The following is a 23,870-nucleotide window of genomic DNA, read 5'->3' on the forward strand; positions in this document are numbered from 1 at the left end:
GACAACCATACAACGTACAGGTCTCATGTACGACGTACATGTACGTTGTACATGGACGGTGTATACGAAGTGGGCACAGGGGGAGTGGGCAGATGGAAAAGAGATGGTGGGCGCTCGTCGCGGTCGCCCTGGGGACGTTCATGACGTACCTCGACAACAACGTGGTGAACGTCGCCCTGCCGAGCATTCAGCGCGATCTCGGACTGAGCATCGCCGGACTGGAATGGATCACGAGCTCGTACATCCTGGTCTTCGCCGGCCTGCTGCTGGCCGGTGGGCGCGTCGCCGACGTGCTCGGCACCCGGCTCGCGTTCCTCGGCGGGCTGGTGATCTTCACGGTCGCCTCGGTCGCGGCCGGCCTGGCGGACAGCCAGGGCCTGCTGATCGGCGCTCGTGCCGTGCAGGGCGTCGGCGCGGCGCTGCTGGCGCCGGCCTCGCTCGCTCTGCTGCAGGAGCTGTTCCCGAACCCGAAGGAGCGGGCCACCGCGATCGGCGTCTGGGGCGGGGTGGGAGCGCTCGCGCTCGCGGTCGGGCCGTTCACCGGCGGCGTGCTCAGCGAGCACGTGTCGTGGGGCTGGATCTTCCTGATCAACCTGCCGATCGGCGTGGCGACGCTGGGCCTCACCCTGTTCAGCGTGCCGGCCGGGCAGCGGCAGGCGAACCTCACCGGCGCCCTGCGGCGCCTGGACCCGGCCGGGCTGATCACCTCGTCTCTCTCGCTCTTCGCGCTCACGTACGCGTTGATCGAGGGTGACGCCGAGGGCTGGACCGCACCGCTGATCCTGGGATCGTTCGGTGTCGCCGCGGCGGCCGCGGTGGCCTTCCTGATCGTGCAGAGCCGCAGCGCCGACTCGATGGTGGAGCTCTCGTTCTTCCGCTCACGGATGTTCACCGGCGGGCTGCTCGCGATGGGCCTGTGGGCGTTCGGCGTGTTCGGCATCTACTTCTACATGGCGATCTACCTGCAGAACGTGCTCGGGTTCTCGCCCACCGGGGCCGGTGCGGCCTTCGTCCCGATGGCGATCATCACGGCGGTCGGCGCGGTCCTCGCACCCCGCTTCGAAGCCCGGTTCGGCGTCGCCCGGGTGACCGCTTTCGGTCTCGCGGTGATGGCCGCGGCGATCGCCGGCATCGCACAGTACGGCGAGGGCACCTCCTACGCCGACCTGCTGCCCTGGTTCGCGCTCTACGGCGTCGGCGGCGGCCTGCTGATCCCGCTCAGCACCGTGGTCGTCGACGCGCTGCCGGCCGGCCGCGCCGGGATCGCGTCCGGCATGCTCAACGTCTCGCGTGAGGTGTTCGGCCTGCTCGGCGTGACGGTGCTCGGCGCGATCCTGACCAACCGCTCGAACGCCGCCGAGGGCACCGAGCTGCACCGCTTCCTGGAGGGTTACCAGTTCTCGCTGGTCGTGGCCGCGGTGCTGGTCGCGGTCGGGGTGCCCGCCAGCCTCTGGATGCTGCGCCGCGGCCGGACCGAGGCGGTTGCCGACGAGCCGAAGACCCTCGAGCCGGTCTGATCAGAGCGACGCCGCAGCCGGGCGGTACGGCCGGCTGCGGCCCGGCTCGGGAGGGGGCCCTGGCTTGCTCGGGAGGGGCCCGTGGGCTGCCCGGCCGGTTACGCCGTGGCGGGCTGCCCGGCCCGGTCCGGCGCCGCCACGGTTCGCGAGATCCGCAACCAGACGACGAAGCCCCAGATCACGAAGAGCGCGTAGACCCCGTAGAGGATCGCCGACGGGTAGTACCCGAAATGGATCAGCTCGGGAACGCCGACCAGGTCCACCGCGATCCAGCAGAGCCAGAACTCCACCCAGCCGCGGGCCATCGCGTAGGTGGCGAGGATCGAGCCCACGAAGATCCACGAGTCGGCGAGGTAGTACCACCACGGCACCGGGAAGCCCGCGCCGATCTCCCGGAACACCACGAAGCAGATCGCCACCGCGGCCAGCGCCACCGGGACGAGCACCATCCGCTGCCGGTGCCCGGCCCAGCGCGGGATCACCGCGGTGCCGTGGTCGCGCCGCCGGTTGCGCTGCCAGGCCCACCAGCCGTAGACGCTGGTGGCGAGGAAGAACACCTGCCGGGCGGCCTGACCGTACAGCGGGGTGCCCTGGTCGTTGCCGAGCGCCTGACCCAGGAACACGGTGAAGAGCAGCAGGTTGCCGACGATCCCGACCGGCCAGGCCCAGTAGCTGCGGCGCAGCCCGAACAGCGCGGAGCCGAGGCCGAACGCGTTGCCGACGATCTCCCGCCAGTAGATGGCCTGATCCGCGGTCACCTGCCACTTGGCGTGGTAGAAGGTGCTCAGCAGCTGATCGATCCAGGTCACGGCTCACCATACTGTGGTGCGGTGAGTGAGACCCCCTTCCGAACTCGGCTCTATGCGCACGGTCACGTAGTCGCGGAGAACTTCCCGGTCGCCGAGACCGCCGGACGGCTGCGGGCCGAACCGGACGCGGTCGCCTGGATCGACCTGCTCAACCCGGATCAAGGCACCCTCCAGGCCGTCGCCGACGCCTTCCACCTGCACCCGCTCGCCGTCGAGGACGCGCTGCAGCAGCACGAACGCCCGAAGCTGGAGCGGTACGACAGGCACCTGTTCATGAACGTCTACGCGGTCCGGCTCGAGCACCGGACGGCGGCGCACAAGGTGGAGATCAGCGCGTTCGTCACGGAACGGGCGCTGATCACCGTCCACAAGGCGCCCGGTGACGTCGACGCTCTGGTGCGCCGCTGGGACGCGGACGCCGAGCTGAGCGCGGCCGGCGGGGTCAACTTCCTGGTGTACGGCCTGCTCGACACCGTCGTGGACAGCCAGCAGGCCGCCGCCCGGACGCTCGACGAGGCGATGGACGCGGCCGAGGACGCGCTGCTGGAGGAGGGCGGCGCGCCGCGGTCGGTCCGGCTCTACGGGTTCGCGCTGCGCAAGGCCCTGTCCGCGCTGCGCCGCGCGGTCGCCCCGATGCCCGACGTGGTCCGCCGGGCCGTCCAGGCGGACATCGGGCACGACGCCGACCGGAGCGCGGGGGCCACCGAGCCGGCCGGCGGTGACCGGCTCCGGCCGTACTACCGGGACGTCGAGGACCACGCCCAGCAGACGTTCGAGCTGATCGAGCACTCGCTGACCCGGATCAACGAGCTGCTCGACGCCGACCTGGCCGAGCAGAGCAACGTGCTCAACGAGGTCACCCGCAAACTCGCCGCCTGGGCGGCGATCATCGCGGTGCCGACCGCGCTCACCGGGTACTTCGGACAGAACCTGCCGTACCCGGGCTATGAGCGGCTGTCCGGCTTCGTCGTGAGTACCGCACTCATCGTGATCTCCGCGGCCGGTCTCTGGATCTTTTTGAGAAAACGTGGGTGGCTCTAGAAATGTGAGCTGTGTAACGTCCCCCTTTCGAAGCGGGGGTGTTCGATGTTCATGCTCGTCATCGGCGCGGTTCGGGCACGAACCGCGCAGGTGTTGACGATTCTGTTGCTGGCTGCTCTGGCCGCGGCTGTCGCCGTGGCCGGCCCGTGGTACGCGTACGCTGCCGCAGGCCGGGCCGCCGAGGCCGACCTGGGTGCGGCCCGCGCGATCGAGCGCGTCGTCTCGGTGCGCTCCGGCGCCGACACCCAAGGGCTGCCGGAGGAGGCGTTCGCGCGCTTCACCGACGACGTGAAAAGTCTGCTCCCGCCCGAGTTCGGTGATCCGGTGACCGGAATCACGGTCACTCTCGGTGTGCGTTTGGGCTCGGAGTCCACCTCGATGGCGGTGGCACACCGGGAGGGGTTCTGCGCGAACGTACGCCTCGACGGCCCCTGTCCGAGTCGCAAGGGTGAGGTCGCGGTCAGCCACGAGGCGGCGCAGCGGCTCGGCGTGAAGGCCGGCGACCGGATCTCGATGACGAGCTCGGTCACGAACGCGCCGCTGGTGCTCCGGGTGGTCGCGCTGTACGCGCTGACCGGCGTGACCGAGCCGTACTGGGCCGGCGAGATGTTCCGGACACGAACCCAGATCGATCCGGCGTTCACCGTGCTGGAGACGTTCCAGGCCCGCCCGCTCTGGAACACCACGCTGGTCTGCGACGTGGAGCTGGCATCCGGGCTGATCCGTGGCGACGGCGGTTACGACCTGGCCGCCGTGCTGGCCGCCGCCGACACCCGGGTCACCGCGTCCCGGTTCCGGCTTCAGCACAGCGCGCGACAACTGCTCGAGACGGTCGCCCGGGACCGCGCCACGATCCTGAGCGGTGTCCGCTCGGCCGGCGTGCAGACGCTGATCCTCACCTGGTTCGCGGTCGGGCTGGCTGGCTGGTACACGCTGCGTGACCGTCGCGCCGACACGGCGCTGCTCAAGCTGCGCGGCGTCACCCGGTTCCGGATGCTGAGGCTGGCCTGGGGCCAGCATCTCGTGCCGCTGCTGACCGGGGTGGCGATCGGCGCACCGGCCGGCTGGTTCGTGGCCCGGATGCTGGCCGGGCCGGTCCAGGCCGTACCGGACCGGGAGGCCGCCCTGACCATGAGCGTGGTCGCGGTGGTCGCGGTGCTGCTCGGCAGCCTCGCCGTGCTGGCCGCGGTCGAGGCCGCGATGCTCGGCCGGCCGGTCTCCGCGCTGTTGCAGCGGGCCGTCCCGGGCCGTGGCGACCGGCGGGCCGCGCTCGCCGACCTGCTGCTGCTCGCGATCGCCGGCGCCGCGATCTACCAGGCCCGCAACGGCGGCGGCGAGGGCCTCGCGACGGTCGCCCCGGCACTGGTGGCGCTCGCGCTGGGCCTGCTGCTGGCCCGGTTGCTGCGCCGGCTGGCCGGGCGGGCCGGGTCGATCGCGCTGCGGTCCGGGCGCCTGCGGTTCGGCATGGCCGGTCTTCAGTTCTCCCGCGCGCCCGGCGCGGACCGGGTGCTCGCCCTGGTGGTGGTCGCGGTGGCGCTCTTCGTGACGGCGGCCGGCGCCTGGCACGCGGACGGGGTGGCCCGCGCCGAGCGCAGCGCCGCCGAACTCGGCGCGGACCGGGTCCTCACCGTGGAGGCGACGAACCGGACCGTGCTGCTGCACGCGGTCCGCACCGCCGACCCGGGCGGCCGGGAGGCGATGGCCGTGGTCCGCAACCGCAACGACGACGACCTGGAGATCCTCGAGGTGGACAGTGGCCGGCTCGCCGCGGTGGCGATGTGGCGCCCGGAGTACGGCCCGGTCACCGCGCTGTCGCCGACCCCGCCCGCCGCACAGATGATCACCAGCGACCGGGTGACCGCCACGGTCCGGCGTGACGGCACGGTGCCGGTGCGGCTCAGCCTGGTCCTCCAGCACGAGGCGACCGGCACCGCGGTCACCGCCGTGTTCGGAGTCCTGGCGGCAGGGGAGCAGACCGTCGGCGCCGCGGCCGAGGGCTGCGCCGTCGCGCCGGGGTGCCGGATCGTGCGCTGGCAGATCACCCAGCCGCCGGACCGGATCGGCCGTCTCAAGCCGCTGCCGAAGGGGTCGGGCGTGACCGTCCGGGCACTGACCCAGCTGAACCCCGCGATCCTCGGTGACGTGGCCCGCTGGCGCCCCGGCACCGACGGGGCGAACCTCAACATCGCGATCGACGGCGGCGCGCTGCGGATCGCCGCCGACGAGAACACCGCCGTGCTGAGGCTGATCGGCACATCCGCCTACGCCGCCGACACCCCGATGCCGCTGCCGGTGGTGCTGGCCGGCCCGGCGCCGGCAACCTGGCGATACAACGACCAGATGCTCAAGTCGTACGGGCTGCCCGTCCCGGTCCGGATCGCCGGGACGGTGCCCGGCCTGCCCGCGGTGGGCAACGAGGGTGTCCTCGTCGACCTGGACTCGGTGCGCCGGCTCGCCGCCGACAGCGACTCGGGTGGTCAGTTCGAGGTGTGGCTCGCCCGCGACGCCCGGCCCGGCCTGATCGACGACCTCGTCACGGCCGGCCTCACCGTCACCGGTGACCAGACGGTGGCCGGCCGGACCGACTGGCTCGGCTCGCAGGGCCCGGCCGCCGTGGTGCTGTTCGCCCTGCTGGGCGGCCTGGCCGCGCTGCTGCTCGCGGCCGCGGCGATCGCGGTGGCTGCCACCGTGGACAACCGGACGCTGGGCGCGCAACTGCGCGCGCTGCGGGCACAGGGCCTCGCGGTACGCATCGCCGTCTCCACGAGTTACGCCGTGACGGCCGCCGTGCTGGTGGCCGGTCTGGCCGCCGGCGTGCTCGCCGCGGTCCTGGCCATTCCGCTGATCGGGAACGCCCTGCCACCGTTCGCGGACGGCTGGCAGGTGCTGCCACCACCTGATCCGCTGGCCCCGGCCGTGCTCGCCGTCGCCACGGTGGTGGCCCTGGCAGTGCTCGGCCTGGTGGGCTTCTTCGCCGTGACGCCGCTGGCCCGCCGGCTGCGGAAAGCGAGCACTCGATGATCAACGTGTTGCTCGCGATGATCTGGTCCCGGCGTGGACAGGCCGTCACCCTGGCACTGCTGGCACTGCTGGCCGTCGCCTCGGCGGTCGCCGCCCCGGCGTACCTGCTGGCGGTGGAACGGGCCGTGGCCCAGGGCCAGATCGAGACGGCCGACATCGACGAGCTGCGACTCCAGTTACGGGCCGTGAAGGACGCCCAGGCGCAGGAGCAGGGCGGTGGCGGGACCGCCGACGTCGCCTCGGCCGGCGCGGCTCTGGACGCGATGACCGGCTTCTCCTACGTCTACTCTGAGGAGATGCCGACGGTCGGGATGGAGCCGACCGACCTCTACGCGTCCCGGCTCGTGTTCCGGCAGAGCGTCTGTGACCACCTGGTGCTGGTTGCCGGCCGCTGCGTCTCCGGCGAGGGTGACGTGCTGCTCGGCGCCAAGAGCGCCGAACGGCTCGAGCTGGCGCCGGGTGACGCGCTCGTCCTGCGGGCGGCGCAGATCAAGGGCGACCGGCCGCCGGTCTGGATCCCGGGCGCCGACCCCAAGACGTTCACGATCGCCGGCATCTATCAGGTGCCGGACCCGTCGGACATCTACTGGGGTACGCACGGCTACTTCGTCAGCGGGCCGCTGATCGGACCCGGCGAGCCGGTCTTCACGACGAAGACCTCGCTCATCGCGATGCAGCGGACCACCTCGGTGGAGGCGATCGACGCGATCGCCCAGCCGGGCACGCTCAGCATCGACCGGCTCGACACGGTACGCGCCGACCTGGCCGGGCTGCAGGCGGTCACCGAGGCCGTGCCGGGACTCAACCTGGACACCGGCATCCCGAGACTGTTCGATCGGATCGAGAGCGGCCGGGCGGAGGCGCGGCTGCTCGTACCCGTGATGGCTGTTCCGCTCGTGCTCCTCGCCTGCTTCAGCATCTACCTGACCGTGGGGCACGGCGCCGAGAGCCGCCGCGACGAGATCGCCGTGGTGGCGCTGCGCGGCGCGCGCTGGTGGACGCGCTGGTGGCTGGCGACCGGGGAGAGTCTCGCCGCGGTGCTGGCCGGCGCCCTGGCCGGCTGTGTGCTGGGTCAGTTGCTCGTCAACGTGGTGTCGGCGGCGCTCTTCCCGGGCGCCGGGGCCGATCCGACGCTCTCCTCGCTGCGTTACGCACCGGCCGCCACCCTGATCGCCCTGGCCGCCGCACTGCTGGCCCAGCGGGAACCGCTGTTCAGCCCGGTCTCCGCCCTGTTGCAGCGCACCACCCGCAGCCGCCGCCCGGTGCCGGTGATCGAGGCGGTGGTGCTGGTCCTGGCCGCGGCCGCCGGGGTGCAGCTCTACCTCTCGGACGGCTCGCTCGACGGCCTCGGCACGTTCGCCCCGGCACTGATCATGCTGGCGCTCGCCCTGCTCGCGGCCCGGGCGGTGCTCCCGCTCGTCAGCCGGCACGCCGGCCGGGCCCTGAACCGCGGCCGCCTCGGCGCCGGACTGGCCGGTCTCCAGCTCTCCCGCCGTCCCGGCGCCGGCCGGCTCTTCGCGCTGCTCGCGGCCGCCGCCGCGGTGGCCGGGTACGCCACCTGCGCGGTCGACGCGGCCGCACAGGGCCGGCAGGTCGAGGCGTGGCTCGGCACCGGCGCCGACCGGGTGCTCACCATCGAGGCGGCCGATCGGGTGCCCCGGCGCAAACTGCTCGACGCGGTCCGCACTGTCGATCCGGAGGGCCGGTTCGCGATGGCCGTGACCGAGCTGCCCAGCGGCGGCAGCGGCGGGGTGCCCGGCCTCGCCGTGGACTCGTCGCGCCTGGCCGCGGTGGCCTCCTGGCCCGAGGGCGGGCCGTCCGCCGCCGGCGTGGCGGCGTCGCTGCACCCGCGGGCACCGGAACGGCCGTCGTTCACCGGCGACGAGATCGTGGTCGACGTGACGCTCAGCGAGATCGCGGCGGACCGGCGGATGCGGCTCGGGATCGCGGTCTCCTCGCAGGCCGGATTCGGTGAGACGGTCGTGGAGATCGGGGTGCTGAAGAACGGCTCGGCCAGGTACCGGCAGCCGCTCTCGCTCTGCGCCGAGGGCTGCTGGATCAACGGCATCGGCGTCTCCGGGCTGGGCAAGGCGACCGAGACCGTCGGCAAGGTGGAGATCCGCGCGCTGAGCGGGATCACCCTCGACCCGGCTGACTGGTGGGTGGCACAGAACGCGCAACTCGGCGAAGACGGCCGGTTCGTCCTCCGGACCAGCGTCCGGGCGGCTCCGGCGGGGACCGCCTGGGCCCGGTTCCGGGCGACGCCGGACCCGCTGCCGCTGGCGCAGGCCGGCGCCGGGGCACCCGGTGGCGTGATCACCAGCCTCGGTGGGGATCCCCTTCCGGTCGCCTCGGTCGCGACACTTCCGGCGGTGCCACGGATCGGGCGGAACGCCGTACTGATGGATCTGGAACTCGCCGACCGCCTGGCGGTGGATGGCAACGGTGCGCAAGCACCGCAGGTGTGGCTCGGGCCGGACGCGCCCGCCGACATCGTCGACCAGATCCAGGCACAGGGTCTCACGGTGGTCGACGACACCGGCGCGGCGCAGGTCCAGGAACGTCTTGACCGGCAGGGTCCGGCGCTCGCGCTCACCTTCCACGTGCTGGCCGCGGTGCTCGTCACCATGCTCGGCGCCGGAGCGCTGGTGCTGACCGTGGCGGTGGACCGGGACCGGCGGGCCGGTGATCTGTCCGCCCTGCGTGCGCAGGGTCTGCCCGCGCGCGTGGTGCGGCGGGCGACGCTCTGGACCTATCCGGTGCTCGTCGGGTTCGCGGTCGTGGTGGGCCTGCTGGTCGGCGTGGTGACCTGGTGGCTGACCGGCTGGGCGCTGCCGCTGGCCGGCCTCACCCCGCCGGACCTGCCGATGCCGTCCGGCCCAGCCCTGCCGGTGCTGCTGGCCGCGGCCGGCGTGGTCTTCCTGGTGTACGTGGTGGTGGCGCTGGCCGGTGGGCGGGCCCTGCGCAAGAGAGCAGAGAAGGGGATGTCATGACGACGCTGACCGTCGAGGCGGCCGATCTCGGGTACGGCGGGAACGTGGTGCTGGGCTCGGTGACCGTGACAGCGCGCCCGGGTGAGCTGCTGGCGGTCACCGGCACGTCCGGCGCGGGCAAGACCACGCTGCTCAGCGCGATGGCCGGGCTGCTCGCGCCGCGTGCCGGGACGGTGACCGTCGACGGGACGGCGCTCGGTGACCGGGACCGGGCCGTCGCCCGGGGCGTGGTGCTGATCCCGCAGGAGAACGGGCTCGCCGCGATCCTCACGGCCGCGGAGAACATCGCGGTGGCGGTGATCGCCACCGGCGGCAGTCCGGCCGACGCCCGGCGGCGCACCGCCGAGTCCCTCGATGCGCTCGGCCTCTCCGGGCAGGCGAACCAGCTCATCGACGAGCTCTCCGGCGGCCAGCAGCAGCGTACGGCGATCGCCCGCGGCCTGGCGCTGCACGGCGAGGTTCTGCTCGCCGACGAGGTCACCAGCGAACTGGACGCGGCGAACCGGCAGAAGGTGATCGACCTGCTGCGGGCCGAGGCCTCCCGCGGCGCCGCCGTGGTGCTGGCCACCCACGACCCGGAGACGGCCGCCGCCTGCGACCGGGAGCTGCATCTGGCCGACGGCGTGGCCGTGTGGGTCAAGAACCCGGGATCAGCGTGACCTCGCCGTCGACGTTCTGCACGGTGAAGAGCGTGCCCGGCGGATAGGAGCCGAGCACGTCCGGCGGCAGCTGGACGGTCCCGTCGCCGGCCACCACCGCGAAGTCCTGGCCGTCGCGGCCCTCGGCGCCGACCCGGCCGTCGCGGATCGTCACGGCCCGCCCGAGCCGGGCGCCCACCTCGTTGTCGTGGGTGACCACCACGATCGTGGTGTGCCGTTCCCGGTTCACCGTCTCCAGCGCGTCCAGCACCTCGTCGCGGCCGGCCGTGTCCAGGCGGCTGGTCGGCTCGTCGACCAGCAGCAACCCCGGCCCGGCCGCGATGCCGACCGCGAGCGCGGCCCGCTGACGCCCGCCCGGGGTGAGGTCGGCGAGCCGGCGGCGGCCCTGACCGGGCAGCCCGACCAGGTCGAGGATGCGGTCCGGGTCGTCGAGCTGGATGCCGCGGGTGTGCGCGGCGCGGCGCTGGGCCAGCCAGATGTTGCGGTGCAGCGACGCGTACGGCAGGAGGTTGCGCGCCGCGCCCTGAAGAACGACGCCGATCTCGGTGCCGCGCAGCCGGGAGATCTCGCCGTCGGAGAGTTTGCCCATGTCATAGGTGCCCACGTTGATCCGCCCGGCGGACGGGCGCATCAGCCCGGAGAGCAGGGCGATGAGCGTCGACTTGCCGGATCCCGACGGCCCGACCAGGGCGAGTGTCTCGCCCGGAGCGATGGAGAGATCGACACCGGCGAGCGCCACCACGTCGCCGGCCTCGGCGCGATAGATGTGCACCACTCGGCGGCAGGCCACAGCCAGTCCGTTCATGACGCCCAAACTAATCAACGCGCGCCGCTGTGAGCAATCTTCAACCTGGCATTGGGCCTGAAACCGCGGGCCGTCGTCCGGCGCCGGCATGCGAGGCCCTCGCCACGTTGAAGAAGGCTCAGTGAATAGGGTGTCCCCGTGCGTGACATCGCCGTTTTCACCGGATCCGCTCATCCCGAACTGGCTGCCGAGATCTGCGAGCAGCTGGCCGTGCCGCTGCTGCCGGCCCGGATCTCCCGGTTCGCCAACGACTGCATCGAGGTCCAGCTGCAGGGCAACTGCCGGGAGAAGGACGTGTTCCTGATCCAGCCGCTCTCCCCGCCGACCCAGGAGCACCTCGCCGAGCTGCTCTTCATGCTCAACGCCGCCCGGGGCGCGTCGGCCGGCCGGATCACCGTGGTCCTGCCGCACTACGCGTACGCCCGCAGCGACAAGAAGGACGCGCCGCGCATCTCGATAGGCGGCCGCCTCGTCGCCGACCTGCTCACCACCGCCGGCGCCGACCGGGTCCTCGCGATGACCCTGCACTCACCCCAGGTGCACGGCTTCTTCAACATCCCGGTCGACCACCTGCACGCGCTGCGCGAGCTGGCCGATCACTTCCGTCGCTACAACTTGGACAACGCCGTGGTGGTCTCCCCGGACCTCGGCAACGCCAAGGAGGCGGCCGCGTTCGCCCGGATGCTCGGCATCGAGGTGGCGGCCGGCGCGAAGCAGCGGTACGCCGACGACAAGGTGGTGATCAGCTCGGTGATCGGTGAGGTCGCCGACCGGGACGTGATCGTGCTGGACGACGAGATCGCCAAGGGCAGCACGGTCTTCGAGCTGCTGGCCCGGCTCCGCGAGCGCAACGTCCGCAGCGTGCGGGTGGCCTGCACGCACGGGCTCTTCGCGGCCGACGCGGTGCAGCGGCTCTCCGCGGAGAAGGAGATCGAGGAGATCGTCTGCACCAACACGGTGCCGATCCCGCAGCACAACCGCACCGACAAGCTGACCATCCTGTCGGTGGCCCCGGCGCTCGCCGAGGCGATGCGCCGCATCCACAACGGCGAATCAGTGAGTGCGTTGTTCGGATAAAAATCCCGCGAACCGCCCGCACAACCCCAACCAAACGCGAATCATGACCCACATGGGTGTCATGGCTTACCCCCTCCGGTACGCGCTCGCCGACCTCGCCCTCGCTCTCAGCCGAGCCGGGGCCAATCCGGCCGAGGTGCGCTCCACGGCCGCCCGCGCCGCCGCCGACATGATCGGTGACGGCGCGGGTGTGCAACTGCTCCGCGACGACGGCCGGTACGAGGAGATCTCCTACCACCACCTCGACAACGAGCGGTCCGGTCCGCTGGCCCGCGCCCTGGACCGCGTCGGGGAGACGCCCGACGACAAGTACTCCACCACGCTGGCCGCGAGCCGCCGGCCGATCGTGCTCGCCGGTGACTCGGCGGCCGAGCTGGCCGCTCCGGAGCTGAGCATCACGGCCGCCGTGCTGTGCCCGGTGATCGTGGACAACACGTACGCGGGCTTTCTGATTTTGACCCGGCACAGCCCGGACGCCTTCTACTCCACACCCGAGGTGGAGCTGGCCCGGGACATCGCCGGTGAGCTCTGCCTCGCGGTCTCGGCGTCGCGGGCCCAGGAACGGCTGAAGGCCGCCGAGGAGCGGTACCACCGGGTCCTCGAGACGATCCCGGAGGGTGTGCTCCAGCTCGACCCGGACGGGGTTGCCACGTACGCGAACGAGCCGATCGGCGTGGTGCTCGGCATGCCCCGCGCCGAGCTGATCGGGGTCTCGCTGCGCGGCTTCCTGGACAACGTCGGGCAGAAGGAGCTGGACCGCCGGATCGCCGAGTGCAAGACCGGCCGATCCACGGTCGGCGCCACCCGCCTGATGCGGGCCGACGGCTCGCGGCGCAGCGTGCGGATCAGCATGATGCCGATCCGCGACGACCACGGCGAGTTCGCCGGCGTGCTCTGCATGATCACCGACACGACCGACCACATCGACGCCCGGGGCCTCAAGCGGCAGCTCGACCACCTGCGCCGGCTGGACAGCCTGGGCCAGCTGATCGGCGGCCTGTCGCACGACTTCAACAACCTGATGACGGTGGTGGCCGGCTCGGCCGACATGATCCTGACCGGGACCGAGGAGGACGCCCCGGCGCACCAGCTGGCGAAGGACATCCTGGACGCGGTCGCCACCGGCCGGACGCTGACCCACCAGCTGCTCGCGTTCGGCCGCAGCGAGGGCAACCGGCCCGAGGTGATCCCGATCCCGGACCTGCTCACCGACGTGCAGTCGCTGTTCAGCCGCACGCTCGGCGAGCGGATCGGCCTGGACCTGACGTTCGGGCCGGACGTCTGGCCGGTGAAGGCCGAGCGCGGTCCCCTGGAGCAGGCGCTGGTCAACCTGGCCGCGAACGCCCGGGACGCGATGCTGCACGGCGGCATGGTCCGGGTGACCGCCACCAACGAGGTGGTCGAGCCCGGCCAGTTCGCCGCCGAGAACGCCCCGGCCGGCAAGCTGGTGCATCTGGTGGTCACGGACACCGGCGTCGGCATGGAGGAGGAGGTCCGCAAGCGGGCCCTGGAGCCGTTCTTCACCACCCGTCCGACGGCGGCCGGTCTGGGCCTGGCCACCACGGCCGGGATCGTGAGCAACCTGGGCGGCCACATCGAGCTTGAGTCGCAGCCGAGGATGGGCACCACGGTGCACATCTACCTGCCGGCCGCCGAGGAACGGCCGGCGCCGTCCGGCGAGGGCCGGACCAAGCAGGCGGTGATCGGCCGGGTCCTGATCGTGGAGGACCAGCCGGACGTGGCGCAGCTGGTGCAACGGCTGATCGCGCCGGCCGGGTACGAGATCGCGGTCGCCACGGACGCGCTGACGGCCGTCACGCAGGTCGCCTCGGGAGCGCGCCCGGACCTGCTGATCACCGACGTGGTGATGCCGACGATGACCGGCCCGGAGCTGGCCAGCGCGCTGCGCACGCACCAGCCGGATCTGCCGGTGCTCTACATGTCCGGGTACTCGGCGGCGTCGCTCGGCCCGCAGCTGCACCTGGACGACAACAGCATGTTGCTGGAGAAGCCGTTCACCCGGTCGACGTTGCTCGGCGCGATCCGGTCGCTGTGTGGTCCCCAGCCCATCCGTCAGAACGAGGAGCCGCCACGGCAGTAACGCAAAACCGACCTTTCGGTGCGAAACTCCGCATTGGGCTTGCCAGACCGTCTGGACAAAAAGCATCATTCCGGGGCATTGCTGCCGTCGTCGTCGGAAGGGCCCGGAATGACAAACGACCCCGACGACTCGGACACGCCCCTTGCCGGGCGGTGTGTCGGGAATTCCTACATCATGGTCCGCCCGATCGGACAGGGCGCCACCGGCACCGTCTGGCGGGGCGAGGACCGCTCCACCGGCGAACCCGTCGCGATCAAACTCCTGCACGACAGCCTGCTGCGGCAGCCGAAGCTCGTCACCCGGTTCGTCCAGGAGCGCACCATCCTGCAGATGCTGCGGCACCGCCACGTGGTGCGGGTCCGTGACCTGTTCAGCGTGGGGGAGACCCTCGGCCTGGTGATGGACCTGGTGGCCGGCGGCAACCTGCGCGACCTGCTGCACAAGCGCGGCACCGTGCCGCCCGCCGAGGCGGTCCGGCTCGCCGGTCAGGTGGCGTCCGCCCTCGCCGAGGCGCACGACCTCGGCATCATCCACCGCGACCTGAAACCGGACAACATCCTGCTCAGCGAGTCCGCCGAGGCCCGGCTCACCGACTTCGGCATCGCCCGGATACTCACCCTGCCGAGCATGACCACGCCGAACGCGGTCGTCGGCACCCCGCACTACATGGCGCCGGAGGCGTTCCACGGCGTCACACCGAGCCCGGCCACCGACGTCTACTCGCTCGGTGTGCTCCTCTACGAGCTGGTCAGCGGCCAGCCGCCGTTCCGCAGCGACTCCATCCCCGAGCTCATGCGCCTGCACGCCGAGGGCCGGCCCGAGCGCCGCCCCGGCATTCCCGACCCGCTCTGGCGGATCATCATGATGTGCCTGGCGGCCAAGCCGCGCCAGCGCCCGAGTGCCGCCGACCTCGTCACCGACCTGCGGTTCCTGGCCCGCAATCTCGCGGACACGCCGGCGCTCTCCCGCCCCGGCAGCCCGCCGAGCGAGTCGATCGTCTTCGATTCGGCGTCGCGGTTGCCCGTACCCCGTCAGGCCGTCCCGCGCCCGGCCGGGCCTCGCCGTCCGGGCTTTTCCGGTTTTTCTGGGCTTCCGGGCTTTTCTGGTCCTCAGCGCTTTTCTGGTCCTCAGGGCTTTTCTGAGCTTTTGCGGCCCCGGTGGTCTCTGTCCCCGCGCCGGCCGCAGGCCGATGCCACGCGGTCTCATCGCTGGTCACGCCCCGGCGCGACCGCCGTCGTGATCGCCGGAGCCATGCTCGCCTCAGGCATCGCGGCGACCGGCTGGCACCTCGGCCGCTCCGGCAGCACCCCCGCCGAGGTACCCACGGTGATCACCGCACCCCAGCTGAGCGCGCCGACCTCCCCGGCCGCCTCGGTCATTGCCGCGCAGCCACCGCCGACCCACCCGAAAACCACCCGGCCCACGCCTGCCCGCAAGGCCGCGACGGGCGTCGCGCATCCGTCCCCCAAGACCAAAAAGCCACATGTACGGGCTACGCGCCCCGCCTCGACCAGGACTGGCGGCCGGTCGCCCCTGCCCGAGGGCAAAGCAGCGGCGCAGGGGCGATGGCAGTGCTCACCCGACCTGGTCTTCGACCTGCGCACCCGCGCCCCGCTCAGCCGGCGCCCATGCCACCAACTAGGCCAGGACGTCCACGTCCAGGCGGCGCTCACCGCCCCGGCCGGCGGCCGAGGCCGCATCGAGGTGGCCCTCCAGGACACCCGAACCGGCCGCACCGTGGCCGGCCCCCGAACCTGCGACGACCTCTCCTTCACCCGCCGCGCGATCACCCGGGAGTGCGGCCCCCTGGTGGCCGAGCCCCGCCGAGGCCGCCAGTACGCAGTGGTGATGACCTACCGTTACGTCCGCCACGGCCGAGCCGCCACCAGCACCACCCGAGGCCGCCCGTTCCGCTGGTAACCCGGTCGAGGTCAGCCCTCTCCCACATGGCCGCCGGCCCGGGGTCAGCCTCTCTCACGGCCGCCGGCCCGGGGCCAGCCCTCGCGCGCCGGCCACCAGCCCAAGGGCAGCCGCCCTCGCGCAGCCGCCCTCGCGCAGCCGCCCTCGCGCGGCCGCCAGCCCGCGGCAGCCCTCTCGCGCCGGCCGCCAGCCCGGGGGCAGCCGCCCTCGCTGGTAGCCGCCCGACCGGCCAGCGCGCGAGCCGTAGCCCAGCCCGGTAATCCGGCCGTGATCACATGCCTGAGCGACGGCTGGCGGTCGCGAGCCGTAGCGCAGGCGGGTTATCTGAGCGTGATCACGTGTCTGAGCGACGGCTGGCGGTTGCGAGCCGTAGCGGAGCCCGGTTTTCGGGGCGTGATCACATGCCTGAGCTACGGCTGGCGGGCGCGTGGCGGGCGCGTGGCGGGCGCGAGCCGTAGCCGAGGCCGGTTATCGGGGCGTGATCACAGGTCTGGGCTACGGCTGACAAACAGGGAATGCCACTTCGCCTTAGCAGATCTCGAGTCCGGTATCGCCGACGACGGATCTGTCGTATTTATCGCGACTACCGCGCTCGCTGGTCTGATGCGAGTACGAATCGCCGCACCCAGGATCTCGGAAACCTCGCCGAGCCGCCCTGCTGTCACGACGCGTCACTGCAGCGGCGGAGCGTTGGCGGCTTTGCGTCATTCTGTGGGGCGCGGGGCGTCCGCGGCTTTCCGCGAAGCGCCGGCTTTACCCCGGATGCCGGCACACCGAGTGACGCCTGGGCCGCTCGGTGGGCTGAAGTTACCAAGATCTGGCTCGGACGACGCGGGCGGGGCGCGTCACCGATTGCGAAGGGCCTCAGCCAGTCGCTCGACGAACTCCGGGTCGTCCTCGGGTCCGATGGGGCCGCCCGAGTAGCCCCGGCCGCCCGAGGTGTCCCGGCTGCCCGAGGTGTCCCGGCTGCCCGAGTTGCCCGGGCTGCCCGAGTAGCCCCGGCCGCCCGAGCCGCCGAGGTCGTTCGAGCTGCCCGAGCCGAACGAGGCGTCCGGGCCGGGCGCGCTGGCTGCCCCGTACCGCGGCAGGTGCGCGCCGCGCGGTGATGTTGCGCGGCCCGCGTGGAACCAGGCGATCGCCCCCGCCACCGGGCAGAGCAGGATCAGCACGATCCAGGCGCCGCGCGGGAAGGACCGCAGGCGCGCCCGGTCGGTGATCAGGCAGTCGATCAGAGCGACCACGCTGAGCGCGACGATGACGAGGAAGAGCAGCGTGTTCAGTCGGGCCATGCGGATAGATGCTGCCGGTACTCGGAAGCGCCCCGGGTTCCCCCGGCGTTGCCACTGAGTAGCCGATCTTGGCGATCACCCTGCGATCACGCCGTGACCAGCGACGCGATCACGCCGCGATCAACGCCGCGAATCACGACCGGAGCGGATCGCCAAGACCGGCAACGGGTGTTAGGCGGCGGAGGTGAGGGCGGGCAGATAACCGTACGTATATCCGTTGGTGTTGGGGTGGTAGGAATTCTGCGGCGGGATCACGGTGAGCCCGTTGAGGTAGGGCCGTGCCGAGCACACCCCGTGCCCGCTGAACTCGTCACGCACCTCGGAGTAGACGAATCCGTTCGCCTCGGCGCGGTTTCTGATCATGTCGTCGAGGGCCTGCGCGCCGCTGTTCAGCGACCGCCGCTTCGCGACGCTCATCTCGCAGAGCAGCGACGAGGTGTCGAAGATCAGCGGGTACGAGAGGACGACCACCCGGGCTCCCGGAGCCTTCGCCCGGATCGCCTGGTAGGCCGCGTCCAGTTTGCCGGGGAGCGTGTTCCGCACGTACGCCTTGCCTGAATCGACCTTGGCGGCGCAGGCCGAGTCACTTGACGTGAGGCAGGTGAGAAGGGTCGGCGCGAAGCCCGCGTCGTTGCCGCCGATCGTGATGCTGACCAGGTCGGCGCCGCTGCGCATGGCCGGTGCCTGGGTGTTCACGATGTCGTCGGTGACGGCGCCGCCGCACGCCAGGAACTGGAACGACGCCGGCGAGTTCCGCGCGGCCCACTGCGCCGCGTAGCTGTTGTTGCTGCGCAGGCACGTGCCGGATTGACCGGGTGCGCCGACGCCGGAGGAGTAGGAGTCGCCGAGGGCGACGTAGTCGACGGTGCTCGCTGCCTGGGCGGGCGCGGCGAGCAGGACGAGGCTCAGTGCGGACGTGACGAGACTGGCGAGGACGGTAGCCGCTCTCATCGGTGGCCTCCGATATCCACGTGGGGACTTCAGGGCCCGAAGCGCTTCGGTTACCGCACAGTAAGTCAAGGTACCGAGAAAAGGAATCCGGTGACATTCCTATTACATAGTAGTAACATTCATCGATGTGACCTGGGGTTATGGCCGCGAGTCATGTTACGTGTGCTCATAGTGACGAGAGCCTCGGCGGCCGTGGAGCCGATCTTCAGCGTGTCTTCAGATCCGCGGGTTACGGTCGTTTTCATGGAAGAGAACCGGGCCCGCCGCATGGTCCAGATCCTGCGGGACCGCAACGTTTTCGCCCATGTGCGGCTTCCGCGCGCCGGTGGTGCGGGTTATGGCATCCGGGTCGTGCTCGTCGACGGCCGCGAGGCGGAGTGGGAGGTCGGCGCCGCCGGGTTGCAGGCCCAGGTCATGCGCAACGGTGTGCTCGTCGGCTTCGTCGAGACGATCCCCGGCTCCGAGCACTTCACCGAGGAGCAGGCCATCGAGACGATCGCGGCGACCAATTACGATCGCCCGATCGGCAGGTCGGAGCGGCCCGCCGTGCAACGCCCGCTCCCGCCTCCGCCGCCGACGACGCTGGCCGACCGTCTCCGGTCGAGCTTCCGGGGCTAGCGGCGGGCGGGCGGCTCCGCCGGCTGTCCACAGCCGCGGGTTGTCCACAGGCCGCCCGCCGAAGATCGACAATCCGCGCCACACTGGCCAGTGGGGGAGCCCCCTAGGGAGGGCGGGCCGTGGGCGTGCGCCGTGGGCGTGCGCCGTGGGCGTGCGCCATGGGCATACGCCGTGGGCGTGCGCCATGGGCATACGCCGTGAGCGTGCGCCATGGGCGTAGGCGCTGGCCGCTCCCTAGGCCGAGTCCCGCCAAACGATCGGCGTCGGCAGCATCTGCCCGCCCGGCTCCAGCGTCTCCCCACGCAGCTGCCGCAGCACCAGCTGCGCCGCGCACGACCCCAGCTCCTTCGCCGGCTGGTGCACGGTCGACAGCTGCGGCTGGCACCGCACCGCCCACGTGCTGTCGTCGAACCCCACGACACCGACGTCGCCCGGCACGCTGCGCCCGGCTTCCCGCAGCGTCTCCAGGGCCCCGGCCGCGATGGCGTCGGACGCCGCGAAGACGCCGTCGATCGACGGTTCGCGTTCGAGCAGCAGGCGCATCCCCTTGACGCCCGACCCGTAGTCGTAGTGCGGCACGTCGGCGACGAGGGCGGGGTCGTAGCCCGTACCCAATGCGGTTTTGAAGCCTGTCAATCGGTCGATGCCGGAGTCCCGGTCGAGCGCTGCGGCGATCATGCCGATCCGGCGGCGGCCGCTGGAGGCGAGGCGGGACGTGATCGCCCGGGCCGAGCCGACGTTGTCTATCCCGACGAATGGGATGTTGTCGCTCAACTCGGGTGGATGGCCGACGAAGGCCGCCGGAAGACTGAGGTCGGAGATTACCTTGATGATCGGGTCCCGGGTCCGGGCCGACACGACGATGGCGCCGTCGACGAAACCTCCGCTGAGGTACCGCGCGACCCGCTCGGTGTCGCGTTGGGACTCCACCACCAGGCTGACCATCTGGTGGTCGGCGAGGGAGAGCGCGGCGTTCGCGCCGAGCATGATCGAGCCGATGTTCGGGTCGTCGAGGAAGAGTGAATGCGGCTCCAGCGCGACGAAGGCGACCGCCTGCGAGCGGCGCATCTTCAGTGTCCGGGCCGCGTTGTTCGGCACGTAGCCGACTTCGAGAATGGCCGCCTCGATCGCGGCGCGGGCCTCGGCGGAGACGTACCCGCCGTTCAGCACGCGGCTCACGGTGCCGCGGGAGACACCGGCCGCGGCGGCGATGTCATGGACCGTGGCGCGCTTCGGAGGCCTCGACATGCGATCAATGTAGCGCCGGGCCTATTGACCGAGTGCCAGGCCAGTCCTACTGTGTGCACGTTCACACATCCGTAACGGACACTTAGGTCCCCGGAAATGTGTGCACGTGCACACACCTGTGACCAGGAGTTTTATGTTTAAGCGGAAGACCGGGATCAGCCTCGGCTGTGACTACAACCCGGAACAATGGTCGCCCGGCGTGTGGCGCGAGGATGTCGCGCTCATGCGTCAGGCCGGCGTCGACCTGGTGGCCGTCAACATCTTCGGCTGGTCGAACCTGGAGCCCAGCCCCGGCCGGTACGAGTTCGACGACCTCGACGAGGTCATCGGCCTGCTGCACGAGAACGGGATCCAGGTCAATCTCGGTACCGGGACGAGCAGCCCGCCGCCGTGGCTCAGCACCCTGCACCCGGAGATCCTGCCGGCCGCGGCCGACGGGACGATCCGCTTCCCCGGCGGACGGCAGGCCTGGTGCCCGAGTTCGCCGGTCTTCCGGGAGAAGGCGTTCGCCCTGGTCGAGCGCGTCGCGCAGCGCTACGGCAGCCACCCCGCCGTCGCGCTCTGGCACGTCTCGAACGAGCTGGGCTGCCACAACGCGCTCTGCTACTGCGACGCCAGCGCCGAGGCCTTCCGGGCCTGGCTGCGCGAGCGGTACCGCAAGATCGAGACGTTGAACGAGGCCTGGGGCACGTCGTTCTGGAGCCAGCGGTACGGCGACTGGTCGGAGATCCAGCCGCCGCGGCTGGCGCTCTCGCTGCGCAACCCGGCTCAGATCGTCGACTTCCACCGGTTCAGTTCCGACGAACTGCTCGGCTACTACCGCGCCGAGGCGGAGATCCTGCGCCGCCACTCGGACATCAAGATAACGACGAACTTCATGGTCACCGCGCACATCCGCAACCTCGACTATTGGTCCTGGGCGCCGGAGATGGACGTCGTCGCGAACGACCACTACCTGGACCACCGCCTCGGCGACCCGGTCGCGGAGCTCTCCTTCGCCGCCGACCTGACCCGTGGCCTGGCCGCCGGCAAACCGTGGATGCTGATGGAACAGGCGGCCGGCGCGGTGAACTGGCAGCCGCACAACCTGACCAAGGCGCCGGGCGAGATGATCCGCAACTCGCTGACCCACGTGGCCCGGGGCGCCGACTCGCTCTGCTTCTTCCAGTGGCGGGCCTCCGCGCAGGGCGCCGAGAAGTTCCACTCCGCGCTGCTGCCGCACGCCGGCACCGACACCGCCGCCTGGCGGGAGGTGCTGCGCCTTTCCGAGATCCTCGACCGGATCGGCGAGGTGGCCGGCACCGAGGTCGAGTCGGACGTCGCGCTGGTGTTCAGCTGGGAGTCCTGGTGGTCGGCGGAGGGTGAGGCCCGCCCGTCACAGGCGGTCACCTATCTCGACCAGGTGCACCGCGCGCACCGGGCGCTGCGCGAGCTCGGCGTCACCACCGATGTGGTCGCCCCGGGCGCTGACCTCGACAAATACAAACTGGTGGTGGTGCCGTGCCTCTACATGGTCAGTGACAAGGACGCCGAGCAAATAGCGGCATATGTCGAAAACGGCGGCAGCATCGTCGTCACCTTCTTCTCCGGGATCGTCGACGAGCGGGACCGGATCCGCCTCGGCGGCTACCCGGGCGCCTTCAAGAACGTGCTCGGCATCCACGGCGAGGAGTTCGCCCCCTTGCTGCCCGGCCACGAGGTCACACTCAGCAACGGTGCGACCGGGACGACCTGGACCGAGCGCCTGCGCACCACGACGGCCGAGACGATCGCGACCTACTCCGACGGGCCGCTTCCCGGCGTGCCGGCGATAACCCGCAACGGCAACGCCTGGTACGTCGCCACCGAACTCGATCCGCGCGGCCTGCGCGAGCTGCTCCGGGACGTCCTGGACAGAGCCGGCGTCACGGCGACCGGTCCGGAGTCGAACGGCGACGTCGAGGTGGTCCGGCGCTCCGGGGAGGGCCGCTCCTATCTCTTCGTGATCAACCACGGCCCGCAGCCGGTGGCGATCGAAACTGGTCATGACCTCGTGACAGACACCAAGATCAGCATGGTTGGAGCGGGACAGACAGCGGTGATCCGGGAGGTGACGGCATGACCAGGAAGAGACCCCTCGGCGCGCTGCTCTTCTTCATCCTCCCGTTCGGCCTGCTCTTCGCGGCCTTCTACCTCGCGCCGATCCTGTACGCGATCAAGCAGTCCCTCTACAAGGTCGAGCGCACCGGCACGTTCGGCCCGGCCCGTGAGGTCTTCGGCGGCCTGGCCCAGTACCAGCGCGTGTTCGCGGACGGGCCGTTCTGGGAGTCGATCGGCCGGGTGCTGCTCTTCGGCGTCGTCCAGGTCCCGGTCATGCTCGGCCTGGCCCTGCTGCTGGCGCTGCTGCTCGACTCCGGCCTGGTGCGGGGCCGCCGGTTCTTCCGGCTCGCCTTCTTCGTCCCGTACGCCGTACCCGGTGTGGTCGCGGCGATCATGTGGGGCTTCCTCTACTCGCCGAACCTGTCGCCGTTCCAGAGCGTGACGAGCGCCGTCGACCTGCTGAGCGCGGACCTCGTGCTCTGGTCCATGGCGAACGTCGTGACCTGGGTCTACGTCGGCTACAACATGCTGATCATCTACTCCTCGCTGCTGGCGATCCCGCAGGAGGTGTACGAGGCGGCCAAGCTCGACGGCGCCGGGGCGTTCCGCACCGCGTGGTCCATCAAGATCCCGCTGGTGACGCCGGCGATCGTGCTGACCACTGTCTTCTCGATCATCGGAACGCTGCAGCTGCTCGCCGAGCCGGCGGTCTTCCGGACGTTCAGCTCGGCGGTGTCCAGCACGTACACGCCGAACCTGACCGTCTACTCCACCTCCTCCATCCCCAACTTCAACCTGGCGGCGGCGTTCTCGGTCGTGCTGGCGCTCGCCACGTGCCTGCTGTCCTTCGCCTTCCTGAAGGTGACCCAGCGCGGAGGCGAGAAGTGAAGAACGCGAACCGCATCGCACCCATGCTCGTCATGGGCGCCTGCACCCTCTACTTCCTGATCCCGATCTGGTGGCTGCTGGTCGCCGCCTCCAAGAGCCGGACCCAGTTCAGCAGCACCGATCCGCTCTGGTTCGCCGACTTCGCCCTGATCGACAACCTGAAGGAGCTGTTCGCGTACGGCGACGGCGTGTTCCTGCGCTGGATGCTGAACAGCGTCCTCTACACCGGGGGCGCGGCCCTGCTCGGCACGATCCTGGCCGCGATGTGCGGTTACGCCCTCGCGAAGTACCGCTTCCCGGGCCGGGAGGCGATCTTCAACGTGGTGCTGAGCGGCGTCCTCGTGCCGTTCACCGCGCTCGCCCTGCCGCTCTTCCTGATCTTCAGCCAGTTCAACGCGACGAACACCTTCTGGTCGGTCTTCCTGCCCAGCCTGGTGAACCCGTTCGGCGTCTACCTGGCCCGGATCTACGCCACCGCGAGCGTGCCGGACGAGCTGCTCGAAGCGGCCCGGCTGGACGGCTCCGGCGAGGTGCGGACGTTCTTCACGGTCGCCAGCAAGCTGATGTTCCCGGCCCTCGTGACGATCTTCCTGTTCCACTTCGTCGCGGTCTGGAACAACTTCCTGCTCCCGCTGATCATGCTCGGCAACGAGCGGCTCTTCCCGGTGACCCTCGGCCTCTACACCTGGAACACGCAGGTCAACCAGATTCCGGAGCTGCGGATGCTGGTGCTGTCCGGCGCGTTCGTCTCGATCATCCCGCTGGTGATCGCGTTCCTGCTCCTCCAGCGGTTCTGGCGCAACGGCCTCGGCTCGGGCGCCATCAAGTAAGAACCCCCTCTCACCCGTAAATCC

General features: G+C 71.1%; 17 protein-coding genes. 12 read left to right on the forward strand and 5 right to left on the reverse strand.

The features are described 5' to 3' along the window. Positions 1-92: 92 nt before the first annotated feature. Positions 93-1,517, forward strand: a complete 1,425-nt coding sequence (locus AB0F72_RS02180) for a DHA2 family efflux MFS transporter permease subunit (protein ID WP_360423679.1) — start codon at positions 93-95, stop codon at positions 1,515-1,517. 98 nt (positions 1,518-1,615) lie between these two features. On the opposite strand, the gene AB0F72_RS02185 is transcribed toward AB0F72_RS02180, so the two are convergent. Next, complete coding sequence (locus tag AB0F72_RS02185) at positions 1,616-2,326, reverse strand: nicotinamide mononucleotide transporter family protein (RefSeq protein WP_360423682.1); 711 nt, start codon at positions 2,324-2,326, stop codon at positions 1,616-1,618. Positions 2,327-2,347: 21 nt separating this feature from the next. Between AB0F72_RS02185 and AB0F72_RS02190 the strand changes: the two genes are divergently transcribed. The 4 genes from AB0F72_RS02190 to AB0F72_RS02205 are packed head-to-tail and all read left to right on the forward strand — an operon-like array spanning position 2,348 to position 10,040. Continuing rightward, positions 2,348-3,367, forward strand: coding sequence for a magnesium transporter CorA family protein (locus AB0F72_RS02190; RefSeq protein ID WP_360423685.1), 1,020 nt, complete (start codon positions 2,348-2,350; stop codon positions 3,365-3,367). Between the two features lie 45 nt (positions 3,368-3,412). Further along, complete coding sequence (locus AB0F72_RS02195; RefSeq protein WP_360423688.1) at positions 3,413-6,388, forward strand: FtsX-like permease family protein; 2,976 nt, start codon at positions 3,413-3,415, stop codon at positions 6,386-6,388. Continuing rightward, a complete protein-coding gene (locus AB0F72_RS02200; RefSeq protein ID WP_360423690.1) occupies positions 6,385-9,381 on the forward strand; it encodes an FtsX-like permease family protein in 2,997 nt (998 codons plus the stop codon). Before AB0F72_RS02195 ends, AB0F72_RS02200 begins: the two co-directional genes overlap by 4 nt. Next, the gene (locus AB0F72_RS02205; RefSeq protein ID WP_360423693.1) at positions 9,378-10,040 is read left to right on the forward strand and encodes an ATP-binding cassette domain-containing protein; all 663 of its coding nucleotides are present in this window, start codon (positions 9,378-9,380) and stop codon (positions 10,038-10,040) included. The genes AB0F72_RS02200 and AB0F72_RS02205 overlap by 4 nt, the downstream gene beginning before the upstream one ends. On the opposite strand, the gene AB0F72_RS02210 is transcribed toward AB0F72_RS02205, so the two are convergent. Continuing rightward, a complete protein-coding gene (locus tag AB0F72_RS02210) occupies positions 10,018-10,845 on the reverse strand; it encodes an ATP-binding cassette domain-containing protein (protein ID WP_360423696.1) in 828 nt (275 codons plus the stop codon). The two genes, AB0F72_RS02205 and AB0F72_RS02210, sit on opposite strands and share 23 nt — an antisense overlap. Before the next feature lie 138 nt (positions 10,846-10,983). Between AB0F72_RS02210 and AB0F72_RS02215 the strand changes: the two genes are divergently transcribed. The 3 genes from AB0F72_RS02215 to AB0F72_RS02225 all read left to right on the forward strand — a co-directional run bounded on the left by AB0F72_RS02215 (position 10,984) and on the right by AB0F72_RS02225 (position 15,943). After that, positions 10,984-11,922, forward strand: coding sequence for a ribose-phosphate pyrophosphokinase (locus AB0F72_RS02215; protein WP_360423699.1), 939 nt, complete (start codon positions 10,984-10,986; stop codon positions 11,920-11,922). A 61-nt stretch (positions 11,923-11,983) separates the two neighbouring features. Beyond that, the gene (locus AB0F72_RS02220) at positions 11,984-14,023 is read left to right on the forward strand and encodes a response regulator (RefSeq protein WP_360423701.1); all 2,040 of its coding nucleotides are present in this window, start codon (positions 11,984-11,986) and stop codon (positions 14,021-14,023) included. A gap of 108 nt (positions 14,024-14,131) precedes the next feature. After that, entirely contained in the window at positions 14,132-15,943 is a 1,812-nt protein-coding gene (locus AB0F72_RS02225; RefSeq protein ID WP_360423704.1) for a protein kinase, read from the forward strand. Between the two features lie 845 nt (positions 15,944-16,788). Here the strand turns inward: AB0F72_RS02225 and AB0F72_RS02230 are convergent. Beyond that, positions 16,789-17,232, reverse strand: a complete 444-nt coding sequence (locus AB0F72_RS02230) for a PLD nuclease N-terminal domain-containing protein (RefSeq protein ID WP_360423707.1) — start codon at positions 17,230-17,232, stop codon at positions 16,789-16,791. 171 nt (positions 17,233-17,403) lie between these two features. Continuing rightward, the gene (locus AB0F72_RS02235) at positions 17,404-18,183 is read right to left on the reverse strand and encodes an SGNH/GDSL hydrolase family protein (RefSeq protein WP_360423710.1); all 780 of its coding nucleotides are present in this window, start codon (positions 18,181-18,183) and stop codon (positions 17,404-17,406) included. A 192-nt stretch (positions 18,184-18,375) separates the two neighbouring features. Between AB0F72_RS02235 and AB0F72_RS02240 the strand changes: the two genes are divergently transcribed. Beyond that, positions 18,376-18,801 (forward strand): hypothetical protein, encoded by a 426-nt coding sequence (locus AB0F72_RS02240; RefSeq protein WP_360423713.1) that lies wholly within the window; start codon positions 18,376-18,378, stop codon positions 18,799-18,801. A 234-nt stretch (positions 18,802-19,035) separates the two neighbouring features. Here AB0F72_RS02240 and AB0F72_RS02245 read toward each other — a convergent pair whose 3' ends face one another. Then, entirely contained in the window at positions 19,036-20,049 is a 1,014-nt protein-coding gene (locus AB0F72_RS02245) for a LacI family DNA-binding transcriptional regulator (RefSeq protein WP_360423716.1), read from the reverse strand. A 133-nt stretch (positions 20,050-20,182) separates the two neighbouring features. Between AB0F72_RS02245 and AB0F72_RS02250 the strand changes: the two genes are divergently transcribed. Genes AB0F72_RS02250 through AB0F72_RS02260 form a run of 3 tightly spaced genes read left to right on the forward strand, consistent with a single transcriptional unit; the run spans position 20,183 to position 23,846 of the window. Next, positions 20,183-22,150: a beta-galactosidase gene (locus tag AB0F72_RS02250; RefSeq protein WP_360423719.1), complete on the forward strand. Its 1,968-nt coding sequence runs from the start codon at positions 20,183-20,185 to the stop codon at positions 22,148-22,150. Then, positions 22,147-23,016: a sugar ABC transporter permease gene (locus AB0F72_RS02255; RefSeq protein ID WP_360423722.1), complete on the forward strand. Its 870-nt coding sequence runs from the start codon at positions 22,147-22,149 to the stop codon at positions 23,014-23,016. The genes AB0F72_RS02250 and AB0F72_RS02255 overlap by 4 nt, the downstream gene beginning before the upstream one ends. Next, positions 23,013-23,846, forward strand: a complete 834-nt coding sequence (locus tag AB0F72_RS02260; RefSeq protein ID WP_360423725.1) for a carbohydrate ABC transporter permease — start codon at positions 23,013-23,015, stop codon at positions 23,844-23,846. The genes AB0F72_RS02255 and AB0F72_RS02260 overlap by 4 nt, the downstream gene beginning before the upstream one ends. Positions 23,847-23,870: the final 24 nt, after the last annotated feature.

Source organism: Actinoplanes sp. NPDC023936 (genome assembly GCF_040639325.1).
Lineage (GTDB): Bacteria > Actinomycetota > Actinomycetes > Mycobacteriales > Micromonosporaceae > Actinoplanes.